Source organism: Halocynthiibacter sp. C4 (assembly GCF_028823805.1).
Taxonomy (GTDB): domain Bacteria; phylum Pseudomonadota; class Alphaproteobacteria; order Rhodobacterales; family Rhodobacteraceae; genus Falsihalocynthiibacter; species Falsihalocynthiibacter halioticoli.
The window spans coordinates 1-13,175 of record NZ_JAPEIE010000003.1 but is presented as its reverse complement, the minus strand read 5'-3'; the positions used below and the strand labels follow the sequence as shown (position 1 = coordinate 13,175).

The following is a 13,175-nucleotide window of genomic DNA, read 5'->3' as shown; positions in this document are numbered from 1 at the left end:
CAAGGAATTCTTGCTGTTCCCTTATCAAATGAGCATAAGGGGGCGACTTTTTATAAACAAGTGACCACTCGGTTTTCCTAATCAGGAGCATTGCCTTGAACTTTGACCAACTCACACATGTGTTTCGCCGCCTAGCGCTTGAGGCGGGTGACAAGATCATGGAAATCTACAATTCAGATGATTTCGACGTGAAAACCAAATCCGATGACAGCCCCGTAACCGCTGCTGACGAGGCCGCGGATGCGATCATTTCGGCTGGCATTCGGGAAGCTTTTCCGGATGTGACCCTCATCACAGAGGAGCAATCAGCCTCGCATAGCGAGAAGTCGGACACTTTCATTATTGTTGATCCGCTGGATGGCACTAAAGAGTTCATTCATCGTCGCGGTGATTTCACCGTGAACATAGCTTATGTTGTCGATGGGGTTCCTATTCGTGGTGTGGTCTATGCGCCCGCCAAAAACCGTTTGTTCTATACCCAAGCAGATGGACAAACCGTTGAGGAGACCGGTGCCTTTGACAAGGAAGCAATCGGGCCAGTCTCTCCTATTTCGGTGTCCACACCGGATAACGCGGCGCTGATGATCGTGGCCTCCAAATCGCATCGCGATCAAGCTACAGAAGATTACATCAACAAGTACGCGATCAAAGATAGCCGGAGTGCGGGTTCCTCGCTCAAGTTCTGTCTTGTGGCGACTGGTGAGGCCGACATCTATCCACGAGTCGGGCGTACAATGGAGTGGGACACCGCTGCTGGTCATGCTGTTTTGACTGGCGCGGGCGGCCAGGTTGTGCGGTTCGATGACCATACGCCATTGACTTACGGAAAGCCGGAGTATGCGAACCCTTTCTTTATTGCCTATGCACCGGGCGTTAAGCTGCAGAAAGCCTAAGTTCCAACTCTTTCTGGAGACAACCTCGCGCAGTCAGCTATTTTCTCTGTAAATCGTATCTTTTTTAAATCCCACCTTGTAGTCTGGTCTATGCAATACGGCCCAAGACCTAAACTAATTTGGAAGTATATATTATGAAGCGTAAAGTCACCAAAGCCGTGTTCCCAGTTGCTGGACTTGGAACGCGTTTTTTGCCTGCGACGAAATCTGTTCCGAAAGAGATTATGACATTGGTTGACCGGCCTCTCATTCAATATGCTATTGATGAGGCGCGCGCTGCTGGGATCAAGGAATTCATTTTTGTCACGTCGCGGGGCAAAGGTGCACTTGAGGATTATTTCGACCATGCGCCGCAGCTCGAGAACGAGCTACGCAAGAAAGACAAGAAAGCGCTCCTTGATGTTCTGAAGTCGACCAATATGGAATCCGGTGCGATTGCGTATATTCGTCAACATAAGGCAATGGGGCTTGGCCACGCGGTTTGGTGCGCGCGTCGTTTGATTGCGAACGAACCCTTCGCGGTGATCTTGCCGGATGACGTGATTGCAGGTGAAAAACCTTGCCTTCAGCAGATGACCGAGGCCTATGAAGAAACAGGCGGCTGTATGGTTGCTGCAATGGATGTGCCGCAGAAACGAGCCTCGTCCTATGGTATTCTTGATATTGAAAAGGATGGCGGCGATGTCGTTTCTGTTAAGGGTATGGTCGAGAAACCGCCGCTTGGCGAAGAGCCTTCCACAACGGCTGTGATTGGCCGATATATCCTTACGCCTGATGTTCTTCGGACGCTCAACAAGACCAAGCAAGGTGCAGGTGGCGAAGTGCAGCTAACCGATGCCATTGCCGAAGAGATCAAGCATGGCCGCCCCGTAAATGGACTTCGGTTCGAGGGCGAGCGGTATGATTGTGGCTCTAAGGCGGGCTTCCTTCAGGCAACAGTAGCTTTCGCGCTTGCGCGTGATGAGCTTCGTGGTGAGTTTGAAAGCTACCTGAATGATGTTGTCGCCCAGCGGAATGCGGCTGAATAAGGGTTAAGCACATGCAGAACGTGTTGGTAACCGGCGGTGCGGGCTATATCGGCTCCCATGCCTGTAAAGCGCTGCGGCAAGCCGGCTTTAATCCGGTAACATATGACAGCTTGATCACGGGCTGGGCCGATGCAGTAAAATTCGGTCCGCTGGTACAAGGCGACCTTACGGATCGTGAAAAGCTGGATGCCGTATTTGCGGAGTATAAGCCAGTTGCCGTAATGCATTTTGCGGCGCTTTCGCAGGTTGGCGAGAGCATGTCGGATCCCGGCAAATACTGGCACAACAACGTCACTGGGAGCTTGTCGTTGATCGAAGCCGCAGTTGCGGCGGGATGCATGAACTTCGTGTTTTCATCGACCTGTGCGACCTATGGCGATCACGACAATGTCACGCTTGATGAGATGTGTCCGCAAACGCCAATCAATGCTTATGGTGCAAGCAAGCGCGCGATTGAGGATATTCTTGAAAACTTCCGCGAAAGCCACGGACTGAACCACGTTATCTTTCGCTATTTCAATGTTGCGGGTGCGGACCCCGATGGTGAGGTTGGTGAGTTTCATCAGCCAGAGACCCATCTGATCCCGCTCATGCTTGATGCAATTGATGGTAAGCGCGCCGCCCTAACTGTATTCGGTACGGACTACGATACGCCGGACGGAACCTGCATCCGAGACTATGTGCATGTTTGCGATCTGGTTGATGCGCATGTGTTGGGGCTAAAATGGCTTCAGGACGGCAAACCGAGCCGTGTGTTCAACCTTGGGACCGGGAAGGGGTTTTCCGTCCGCGAAGTGATTTCGCATTCTCGTTCTGTAACCAATCGCGAAGTTCCCTATAACGAAGGTCCGCGACGTGCTGGCGATTGTACAAAGCTCGTGTCTGGAAGTGTTCGCGCAGAAAAAGAACTGGGCTGGAAACCAACGCGTTCCACATTGGAAACCATGATCGCGGACGCGTGGCGCTGGCATCAGAACGGTTCCTACGAGAAATAGGTGGGGTGGTGTGTCCAAGGGCTTGATTAACACCCTACGCACCGCGCTTCGTCTGCGCCTCAAGCGCCAAAAATTTATTGTTCGCGCCTTATGGAAGCGACGCGAACTTCAGGCCGTGGTCGATCGAACTGCCCAGATAAAGCGCGATGAAATCCTCGTCTTTGGTACGATCCGAAACGAGATAGGTCGATTGCCGCATTTCCTTTCGTACTATCGCGCGCTGGGCATACGGCATTTCCTATTTGTTGATAATGGGAGTGACGACGGAAGCCGCGTGTATCTTGCCGATCAGCCAGACGTGTCGCTGTGGACGACTAGTGCGAGCTACAAGAGATCGCGTTTCGGCGTGGATTGGGTAATGCGGCTTTTGTGGAAATACGGTCATGGCCATTGGACCCTGACGCTTGATGCCGATGAACTTTTGGTGTTCCCGCATAACGAAAGCCGAAGTCTTAGAGACCTTACCAACCATTTGGAATCCACAGCTCGCCGGTCTTTTGGAGCGGTGATGATTGATCTTTACCCCAAAGGGCCGGTGAGCGATCAAACCTTTCAAAGCGGAGACGATCCGTTGAGTATTCTAAAGTGGTATGACGGAGACAACATCCGATACCAAAAACAAATGCCGATGGAGAATTATTGGATTCAGGGCGGCGTACGAGAGCGAGTGTTCTTTGCTGATGAGCCGCGCCGCTCGCCGACTTTGAACAAAATCCCGCTGGTAAAGTGGAGCCGGAGATTTGCCTTTGTCAATTCAACCCATTCGATGTTGCCAAAACGTTTGAACCGGGTCTACGACCATAACGGAAATACGCCCCCAAGCGGCGCGCTGCTCCACACGAAATTTCTGCCTGAAATTACTCGTAAATCGGTTGAGGAGAAGCATCGCAAAGAGCACTTTGCCAACAGCATGCTTTACGAACGGTACTATGATGCCCTCGCCGAGAATCCAGACCTTTGGTGCGAGACCTCGGTTAAGTATGAGGGTTGGGAGCAACTAGAGAACCGCGGGCTTCTCTCACGCGGAGATTGGGACTAACGCACCGTAACTTCCTCTGTTTACCAATATCTTTGAGCGGACTACTGTAAGAAACGCGGGCAATTCAATTGGCGCGCAGAATGATGGGTTGAGCCTAATTCCATGTTAAGACATGACGTTTAGGTGTCGAGGAAACCAAGACGCAAAGGGCATGAATTGGGGATTGCCGGATCATATGTGATGGGTGCCAAGCGCCGCCGTCTTAGGGCTCGGGCGCTTCGAAAAAGCTTTGAGTTAAAGTCTGTTGCTAATCGTACAGAGGCGCTGAAGGCGACTGATATTCTATGCTTTGCAACCTTGCGGAACGAGAAAGTACGGCTTGAATATTTCCTCCAGTACTATCGGAAGCTGGGCGTAAATCATTTTCTGATTGTTGATAATGACAGCAATGATGGAAGCCGTGAGTACCTTGCCGAACAACCGGATGTATCGCTTTGGAGCACGCCCAAAAGCTATAAGCGGGCGCAATATGGGGCGGATTGGCTGAATTATCTGCTGTTTCGATATGGTCGTAACCATTGGTGCGTGACTGTCGATGTTGACGAGTTTCTGGTTTATCCCTTCTGCGATACGCGCGGGCTCGGTGCGTTGACAGATTGGCTTGATACGTCGTCGATCAGGAGCTTCTCGGCGATGCAGCTTGATATGTATCCGAAAGGGCCTCTTGATGCTGTGCCGTATCGTTCTGGGCAAGATCCATTCGAAATCGCAAACTGGTTTGACAGTGGCAACTATACTTACAAGATGAACCAAAGGTTCGGAAACCTTTGGATTCAGGGCGGGCCACGTGCACGCTACTTTTTCCCTGATGAGCCAGAGAATGCGCCCGCGCTGAACAAGATTCCTCTGGTGAAATGGAAGCGCGGTTACGTTTATTGCTCAAGCACGCACATGCTTTTGCCGCGTGGTCTTAACTTGGTTTACGAAAGTTGGGGCGGTGAAAAGACAAGCGGATGTCTGATGCATGCGAAGTTCCTTGATAACTTTGAGCAGAAGGCCAAAGAGGAGCTGGTTCGCAAAGAGCATTTTTCAAACAGTGTCGAATACCGGTCTTATGCAGAGGGCTCCATTCAAACGCCCGACCTTTGGACCGATTGGAGTGAGAAATACATAAACTGGCGGCAGCTCGAAATTCTCGGCCTCATGTCGAAGGGAAACTGGGCATGAGCAGTCTTGGAGTCGTCATGATGGTCCACACCGACCTTCACCGCGCTGCACAGCTTGCGCGGCACTGGTCGGAAGGGGGATGCCCCGTTGTATTGCATGTGGATCAGAAGGTTCCCAACAAGAGGTTTGATGAGTTCAAACGCGAGCTCGATGACTTGCCAGATATCCGGTTCTGTAAGCGTCGGCACTGTGAGTGGGGAAAATGGTCGCTTGTGGCCGCATCTCAAGATGCTTCTGAGTTGATGCTTGAGACGTTTCCGAGTGTGCAGCATGTCTATCTCGCGTCAGGGGCTTGCCTTCCGCTTCGGCCGGTCCGTGAACTGGTTGAGTATCTCGAAAAGCGGCCAAAAACAGATTTCATCGAAAGCGCTACGATCCGCGATGTACCTTGGACTGTAGGTGGGCTCGACATGGAACGTTTTACGCTGAGGTTCCCGTTCTCTTGGAAAACGCAGCGGCGCCTATTTGATAGATATGTTCGGCTGCAACGCAGACTGAAATTTAGACGCAAGATTCCAGATGGAATCACGCCGCACATGGGGTCTCAGTGGTGGTGTCTGACGCGGCAAACTCTGTCTGCAATATTGGAGGGTCCTGAGCGCGAGAAATATGATGCGTATTTCAAGCGGGTCTGGATTCCGGATGAAAGCTATTATCAAACGCTCGCGCGCTGCTTTTCTGTGAATATCGAAAGCCGATCGCTGACGCTTTCAAAGTTCGACCTTATGGGCAAACCGCACATCTTTTATGATGATCACCTACCTTTGCTAAAGCGTTCTGATTGTTTTGTTGCACGCAAAGTTTGGGTCAATGCGGACAAACTCTATGACAAATTCCTTTCCAAAGAACGCATTGAAGAGTGCAGAAGCGAGCCAGACCCAGCCAAGATAGACAGGATATTCTCTCAGGCCGTTATGCGAAGAAAAGTTGGGCGCCCGGGTCTGGTTAATCAATGCCGTTTCCCGCGTGAGGGGTCGGAGCATGGTCTCTCTGCAGCGCCATATACTGTCCTTGAAGGCTTTTCCGATCTGTTTGTCGACTTTGAAGACTGGCTAGAGAAATCCACAACTGCGCGCATCCACGGGCACATTTTTGATAAAGAGCGCGCGCAGTTTGCAGGTCGAGGAAAGGTATTCGCTGGCTGCTTGTCGGATGATCCTGTGCTGCGTGACTACGCGCCAATCGATTTTCTGCGAAACCTGATTTGGAACACGCGCGGCGAGAAACAGGTGTTTCAGTTCGGTCCGCGCGATACCCAAGACACAAGCTGGTTCATGGCCAAAGACGTAAATGCGAGCATCATCGTTGTTACCGGCGCATGGGCCGTTCCATTGTTTCATTCAAACCGCAGCTTCTCCGAAATCAGAGAGATTGCTGCCGAGCAGCAGCGCATTGAGAGCGACCATGTTGATATCTTGCGCTCCTACTATGCAAAGGCTCGGGTTCAAATTTACACACTTGCGGAATTTGTACAGTCTCCGACAGAACCAATGCAGCGTGTCATTGACGAAATTGGCCCACGTACAATGCGCCGCATAACCGAAGCACCGCGTATGGTAGATCTTACGGGGTTTGGTAAATTTCTTCAGAATTTAAAGAACCAAGGTATGCACCCTTATTTAGTGGGTGACTTTCCGATCGAAGGCATTGAGCGGCCAGGGCCAAAGCGGCCACGCAAACCCTATTTGGTGAACTAGGTATTTATGAAACGAAAGTTCGATTATTTTGTTGTTCTCGCAGAGATGCGTACAGGCTCGAATTTTCTTGAGTCCAATATCAATTCCCTTCCGGATTTAGCCTGTATTGGCGAGGCGTTTAATCCCCACTTTATCGGCTATCCGAATAGGTCGGAGCTTTTGGGCGTTACACTTCAGCAGCGAGAGCGCGACCCAGAGCGCTTGTTGGAAGAGATAAAATCCCAAGAGAAGCTCACAGGATTTCGGTTCTTTCACGATCATGATCCGCGCATCATTGAGGAGATTTTGCAGGATCAGCACTGTGCCAAAATCATTCTGACCCGCAACCCTATCGAAAGCTATGTGAGTTGGAAGATCGCCGTCGCGACAGGGCAGTGGAAACTAACGAACGTCACGCGGCGCAAAGCAGAGAAGATTACATTCGAGCCGGAGGACTTTGCGCGCTACCTGCAAAGCCGTGAGGATTTTCGGGCACGCGTTTCCAAAGCACTCAAACGGACGGGCCAAACACCGTTTCATCTGGATTATGAAGACCTTCACGATATTGATGTGCTGAATGGGCTGTCTCTTTTCCTTGGCAGCGCCCACAAACTTGAGTCTTTGAACAAGAACCTCAAGAAGCAAAACCCGAAGCAAATTTCAGAGAAGCTTACGAATCCAGAAGAGTTAAGCGCGACGCTGGCCTCTCTTGATCGCTTTGGCCTTGAGCGGTTGCCTGACCTAGAGCCGGCACGACAAGCACGGGTGAGTGGCTATGTGGCGTGTGAAAATGCTCCGCTTCTGTACCTCCCGATTCCTAGCGGGCCGAATGACCGCGTTAAGGCATGGCTGAAGGCTGTTTCGGAAGGCGAAGTTCAATCGGGGTTTAACCAAAAAGAACTTCGGCGCTGGAAGCGAAAGAACGAAGGTCACCGGAGCTTTACAGTTGTTCGTCATCCGGCAGCGCGGGCGCATACCGCATTCTGCACCCATATCCTCAATTCAGGACGTCGTTCCTACGGTCAAATTCGCAAAACTTTGCAGCGCGTTCACAAACTTGAATTGCCCGATGATCCACAAGACGCCGCTTATGATCGCGTTGCTCATCGCGCGGCGTTTGCGGTTTTCCTAGAGTTTTTGAAAGCTAATCTTTCGGGCCAAACCTCGATCCGAGTTGATGGCGCTTGGGCAAGCCAATCAGCGATCATTCAGGGCATGGCCAACTTTGCAATGCCTGATCTCGTGTTGCGTGAGGAAACGCTTGAAACTGATTTGGAGTACTTGGCGTTCCGCACTGGGGCAGAAAATGCCCCGCTTATGGAGCAACGTGAAGATTCGCCTTATTCGCTGAATGACATTTACGACGACGACATAGAACGAGCCGTACGCGCAGCGTATCAGCGCGATTATATGGCATTCGGATTTGGACCTTGGAAAGCCAGCAACTAGGCTGCGCGGGCAGGAATCTGTTCGGTGAGAATCGCGTGAAGTGTCGCCGGGTCAGAGTTCGCGCGAAGTTTCTCGCAAACTTCTGCATTTCGCATCGTCCGTGAGACAAGCGCCAGCGCTTTCAAATGCTCCACACCCGAATCAACAGGCGCGAAGAGAGCAAAGACCAGATCGACGGGTTGGCGATCAACAGATTCAAAATCGAGCGGGCGCTCAATCTTGAGAAACGCACCAACAACAGTGTCGATTCCATCAAGGCGTGCATGCGGAAGCGCAACCCCGTGCCCAACGCCAGTCGGGCCGAGGCTTTCGCGTTCTTGGAGCGCATCAACCGCGTCATTTGCAGATAGACCATAGCCAGCGCAGGCAACCTCTCCCAGATCCTGGAAGAGGCGTTTTTTGCTCGTCACATTGGCAATAACCTTTACGGCTTCGGGCTTTAGAATGCTCGACAGATCCATTTAGTGTCACTTCTGCTCGTTGTGCGCGGGGTGGTCCCTATGTTGTTGCGGCCGGATCGATCCAGCCAATATTTCCGTCTTCTCGACGGTATACCACGTTTACGCCACTGTTTCCTTCATTGCGAAAGACCAGTACAGGATTTCCCGAAAGCTCCATTTGCATTACGGCTTCACCAACTGACAGAGATGCGATTTTTGTTTCCATCTCTGCAATGATGATTGGTTGCAGGCTATCTGGTTCCGAATCCTCTGATCCTTCTGATCCGGCGAGGATATACGAGGAAGCACCCGAAAGTTCAACAGGCTGTGTTCTTTCGCGATGGTGATCCTTCAAACGGCGTTTATAACGGCGTAATTGTTTCTCCAATTTGTCGCCACAACCATCCAGAGCAGCATAAATTTCTGTTGCGTGGGCTTTGGCTGTAACTGTCAATCCTGTTGAAAGATGTACCGTTGCTTCGCACACATATTCATGTGCATTTCGTGAAAAAACGACTTGGGCATCTGTTGGCCGTTCGGCGTATTTATCGACAATTGAACCAAGCTCGGTTTTTACCTGCGACTGTAGTGCTTCGCCGATATCGATCTGTTTGCCGCTGATTTGGTACTGCATTCAACCTCCTAGGTTCGAAAATGATCGCGCACTAAAATATCTAGGTACTGCGCGTTCGGATTAAAGGTGGTGTTGTGATGCACGGCGCGCCTTTGTCATCGCTGGCGGCGCCTAAAGTTCGGCGATCAAAATGTGCCGACCCCAAGACGATATGGGAATCTTTGTGCATCCATAGTATTGGGCGCTTTATTGAGGCAACTGTCAATAGGGCCCATGTGAAGAAGCTGTGTTATGGCCGCTTGAACGAGGGGTTAGAAGACGCGAAAATCATCGCCAAGATAAACGCGCCGCACGTTTTCATCCTGTACCACTTCATCGGCCGTTCCGCTCATCAGCACTTTGCCATCGTGAAGGATATAGGCTCGATCCACGATCTCTAGAGTTTCACGAACGTTGTGGTCGGTAATAAGCACGCCGATATTTCGGGTCTTTAACTGAGCAACGAGTGAGCGGATATCGCCAACAGCGATTGGATCGACGCCAGCAAATGGTTCGTCCAACAGGAGAAACTCCGGAGAGGACGCGAGGCAACGTGCGATTTCGGCCCGTCGCCGCTCGCCACCGGAAAGAGACAAAGCCGATGCACGGCGAAGGTGGCCAATCGAAAACTCGTTCAACAGCTCTTCAAGCCGCTCGCGCCGTTTGTGCGAGTTTCGCTCTGAAATCTCCAGAATCGACATGATGTTTTCTTCGACGGTTAGCCCGCGAAAGATCGAGTTTTCTTGAGGGAGATATCCGATACCAAGTTTGGCGCGCCGATACATAGGTAAGAGCGTGACGTCTCGCCCATCTACCAAAACTTCGCCACCTTCAGCAGCAACCAAGCCAGCGATGGAGTAGAAGCATGTCGTTTTTCCGGAGCCATTTGGCCCAAGCAGCGCAACAACTTCACCGCGATCGAGCTCCATCGAAACATCACGGATCACTGTTTTGCGCCGATAGCTCTTGCGCAAATTCCGCACGGATAGCCCAGTTGAGCCTGCTGCGGGTTTGGCCTTGAAGTTGAGGTTTGGGTCGCTGTTCATCAATCAGTTATCCGGCTGAAGGATCGTCTTCACACGCCCGGACATCTGTGCGCGACCAGTATTGAGGTCAACGACCATTCGGTTGCCAGAGGTTGCGTTCTCACCTTGAGTGACGATGACGTTTCCGATCATGATAACCTCGGCGCTATCGATGGTGTACTCTGCAAAATCGGCTTCTGCGGCTTCGGGTCCATTGACGAGAAGAACGTTCTCAGACGCGATCAGCCGGTTGATTTTACCGCTGGAGTCACTTGCTTGCTGCTCTTCTTCGGTTTTGTACTCAACAATCACTTTTTCCGCGGAAAGTCGCATCTCGCCCTGACCAACAACAACATTTCCGGTGAACGTTGCATCGCCGGTTGTTTGATCGACCTCAAGCAGATCGGCAACGACTTCGACAGGGAGCGAGGCATCGTGTTCAGAGCTTCCGAAAAGAACAGATGTACCTTGGGCAAATGCCGGGCCAATACCCGAAAAGAAAAGCAAAATCGCGAAAATTGCGCGCATTCATGTCACCTAAGCATTAACCTTTAGGGTCGTATATCACCTTCACATCATTTTGGAAAACCAGAAGATACTTTTCCTTAACAAAAGAGAGCTTCATTTTCCCTGCACTCAGATTCCCAAGTGGCCCGTCGGCGGTTACTGGGGTTTGTGTTTCGACGGTGGCATCCGTTAAGGAGGCGTCCATCATCTGAGATCGAACGGTGTATCCCTGTGAGTTTCGTAGAATGACGCCGCCAGTTAGATTTGCTTTCTCTTTGACGCTGTTCAAAACGCCAATGGGGCTTTCAATGTTAACTTGATCGCCGTCTTTCAGGTCAATGGTGGCGTAAAGTTGTTCTGTGTGAACAAGTTTGTTGCCTCTTGCTTGATCCGGTTTCGCGGTATCTGCGGTAACAATGATCGCCGCACCATCACGCGTGATGCCCGCGTATTCCGGTGATGTCATGCCTTTTTCGCGGGCGAGTTCTTCTACATCCACTTCGGCATAAGGAATGGCTTTGCTTGGGTCGATAGGTTTGGCAACGAGGAAGACAGTCGAAAGCACACCGAGCGCAAACAATGGCAGGGCAACTTTCGCAACCGCAACGAAGCGGGAGTATGTGTTGTCGTTTAGAGCCATTGATGTTTGTCCATACTACGCACGCGCCCAGACTTGCCGTCCGCTTACCTCAATAGATAGCTACATCCCGCACTTATACTAGTGCGAAAAAATATCTACGTCTGGCCAACCCTCAAGATCGAGCAAAGCTCGCTGAGGTAGGAAGTCAAAGCAGGACTGAGCAAGCTCCATCCGACCTTCGCGCTCAAGATTTGCGTTCAGCTTCTCGCGTAGTTTGTGGAGATACAGCACGTCTGATGCCGCATATTCAACTTGAGCCTTGGTCAAATTCTCCGCGCCCCAGTCACTTGATTGCTGCTGCTTAGAGATATCAACCGACAGCATTTCTTGAAGCAGGTTCTTAAGGCCGTGTCGGTCTGTATATGTGCGCACGAGTTTGCTTGCGATCTTGGTGCAATAGACAGGCGCCGTAAGCGCACCGAATGCATTGTACATCGCTGCGATATCGAAGCGGCCAAAGTGGAAAAGTTTTAGGACCTCTGGATCCGTCAGGAGTTTGCAAAGGTTTGGTGCTTCGGTTTGTCCTTTTGCGATCTGAACCAAATGCGCGTTGCCGTCACCGGAAGACAACTGAACAACGCATAGCCGATCCCGTTGCGGGAGGAGCCCCATTGTTTCACAGTCGATTGCGACAACCGGGCCTAGGTCGAGCCCATCGGGCAAGTCGTTCTGATATACGTTGTTCGGCATAATTCTCTTCCACTCGTTCGTTATCAGCCACATAGGCTTTATTGCCTGTAAACTCAACATAGCAGTTCGGCGCACTATGACTTGTATATGTCTTTCGCGTTCGCCTAATGTTTTGATTAAAGCATTTAGCCGAAACGGATCGACCCGTTGCCGTGCATCATTGAGGTGGAGCCAGTAAAGAACATGACCTGCTACGACGTACCAACACTTTCGACAACTGGTTCTTGATGTCAGATAGCTTTGTTCCAGATGACGACTCCGATCTGAAGCTTCGCGCAGCCTTCGGGCAATTCGCAACAGGCATCACTGTTGTGACCGCGCGTTCCGATACTGGACCAATAGGAATCACAGTTAATAGCTTCAGTTCCGTTTCGCTCGACCCACCTCTCGCTCTTTGGTCGCTTGCAAAGGATTCATTTCGGGCGAATTCTTTCCTCGCGGCAAAGTCGTTTGCGATACATGTCTTGTCGTCAGACCAGGGGCATCTCGCGAGACGGTTTGCACAGTCAGCGGAATCGTTTGATGGTTTGGCTTTCGACACAAACGAAAATGGTGTCCCGCTCCTTCGTGACTGCCTATCCAGGTTCGAATGCACTTTGCATGAGTCCTATGCGGGCGGAGACCATACGATAATCGTTGGACGTATAAAGAGAGTTTCGCGCGCAGCGGGAAAGCCGCTTTTGTTCTATGGCGGCGCCTATGGTGAATTCCGTCGCTTAGGCGAATGAAGAGTACTCTCTATATATAGCCCCCATACAGCGATCACATTCAGGGTACCGGATTCGAGGTGATTCACGCGCAGATTCTGAGTCTCGCGGCGATTCACGGGGATGAATCGCACTGACTCGCAAATTCCCGCAACTTTTATAGGTTTGGGGATGGCTTTAAGGCCGAGGCGAAAGAAAACGGAAAGAAAGTTGATTGGTTAAGTTATTGTTTTTGCTTTGTTTTCAATAAAAATGCAAAAAACTTCGCCGAATTTAGAAAAAGGGGTTGCGGCTCCCAGCCAGTAA

The 13,175-nt window shown here is 51.1% G+C and carries 14 protein-coding genes; 8 read left to right on the top strand and 6 right to left on the bottom strand.

Annotated features, from left to right (window positions below; all coding sequences use genetic code 11):
* Positions 1–95 precede the first annotated feature (95 nt).
* From cysQ to OU789_RS13465, 7 genes are all read left to right on the top strand, one after another.
* On the top strand, positions 96–893 hold the full coding sequence (gene cysQ / locus OU789_RS13495) for a 3'(2'),5'-bisphosphate nucleotidase CysQ (RefSeq protein ID WP_274656052.1): 798 nt from the start codon (positions 96–98) through the stop codon (positions 891–893).
* Positions 894–1,027: 134 nt separating this feature from the next.
* The gene (locus OU789_RS13490) at positions 1,028–1,921 is read left to right on the top strand and encodes a UTP--glucose-1-phosphate uridylyltransferase (protein ID WP_274656051.1); all 894 of its coding nucleotides are present in this window, start codon (positions 1,028–1,030) and stop codon (positions 1,919–1,921) included.
* An 11-nt stretch (positions 1,922–1,932) separates the two neighbouring features.
* Positions 1,933–2,916: a UDP-glucose 4-epimerase GalE gene (gene galE, locus OU789_RS13485; protein WP_263954476.1), complete on the top strand. Its 984-nt coding sequence runs from the start codon at positions 1,933–1,935 to the stop codon at positions 2,914–2,916.
* 10 nt (positions 2,917–2,926) lie between these two features.
* Positions 2,927–3,955: a glycosyltransferase family 2 protein gene (locus tag OU789_RS13480; RefSeq protein ID WP_274656050.1), complete on the top strand. Its 1,029-nt coding sequence runs from the start codon at positions 2,927–2,929 to the stop codon at positions 3,953–3,955.
* Positions 3,956–4,135: 180 nt separating this feature from the next.
* Positions 4,136–5,122, top strand: coding sequence for a glycosyltransferase family 2 protein (locus OU789_RS13475; RefSeq protein WP_274656267.1), 987 nt, complete (start codon positions 4,136–4,138; stop codon positions 5,120–5,122).
* A complete protein-coding gene (locus OU789_RS13470; protein ID WP_274656049.1) occupies positions 5,119–6,819 on the top strand; it encodes a DUF5927 domain-containing protein in 1,701 nt (566 codons plus the stop codon). The genes OU789_RS13475 and OU789_RS13470 overlap by 4 nt, the downstream gene beginning before the upstream one ends.
* A 6-nt stretch (positions 6,820–6,825) precedes the next feature.
* Complete coding sequence (locus tag OU789_RS13465) at positions 6,826–8,247, top strand: sulfotransferase family 2 domain-containing protein (RefSeq protein WP_274656048.1); 1,422 nt, start codon at positions 6,826–6,828, stop codon at positions 8,245–8,247.
* Here OU789_RS13465 and OU789_RS13460 read toward each other — a convergent pair.
* From OU789_RS13460 to OU789_RS13435, 6 genes are all read right to left on the bottom strand, one after another.
* The gene (locus OU789_RS13460) at positions 8,244–8,708 is read right to left on the bottom strand and encodes a PTS sugar transporter subunit IIA (protein ID WP_263954470.1); all 465 of its coding nucleotides are present in this window, start codon (positions 8,706–8,708) and stop codon (positions 8,244–8,246) included. The two genes, OU789_RS13465 and OU789_RS13460, sit on opposite strands and share 4 nt — an antisense overlap.
* Positions 8,709–8,745: 37 nt before the next feature.
* Positions 8,746–9,321 (bottom strand): ribosome hibernation-promoting factor, HPF/YfiA family, encoded by a 576-nt coding sequence (hpf, locus tag OU789_RS13455; protein WP_263954469.1) that lies wholly within the window; start codon positions 9,319–9,321, stop codon positions 8,746–8,748.
* A 251-nt stretch (positions 9,322–9,572) separates the two neighbouring features.
* Entirely contained in the window at positions 9,573–10,346 is a 774-nt protein-coding gene (lptB, locus tag OU789_RS13450) for an LPS export ABC transporter ATP-binding protein (protein WP_274656047.1), read from the bottom strand.
* Between the two features lie 3 nt (positions 10,347–10,349).
* Entirely contained in the window at positions 10,350–10,853 is a 504-nt protein-coding gene (gene lptA, locus OU789_RS13445) for a lipopolysaccharide transport periplasmic protein LptA (RefSeq protein ID WP_263954466.1), read from the bottom strand.
* A 16-nt stretch (positions 10,854–10,869) separates the two neighbouring features.
* On the bottom strand, positions 10,870–11,472 hold the full coding sequence (gene lptC / locus OU789_RS13440; RefSeq protein WP_263954465.1) for an LPS export ABC transporter periplasmic protein LptC: 603 nt from the start codon (positions 11,470–11,472) through the stop codon (positions 10,870–10,872).
* A 78-nt stretch (positions 11,473–11,550) separates the two neighbouring features.
* Positions 11,551–12,162: a ribonuclease D gene (locus OU789_RS13435; RefSeq protein ID WP_274656046.1), complete on the bottom strand. Its 612-nt coding sequence runs from the start codon at positions 12,160–12,162 to the stop codon at positions 11,551–11,553.
* A 227-nt stretch (positions 12,163–12,389) separates the two neighbouring features.
* Between OU789_RS13435 and OU789_RS13430 the strand changes: the two genes are divergently transcribed.
* Positions 12,390–12,890, top strand: coding sequence for a flavin reductase family protein (locus OU789_RS13430; protein WP_274656045.1), 501 nt, complete (start codon positions 12,390–12,392; stop codon positions 12,888–12,890).
* The last annotated feature ends 285 nt before the right edge of the window (positions 12,891–13,175 follow it).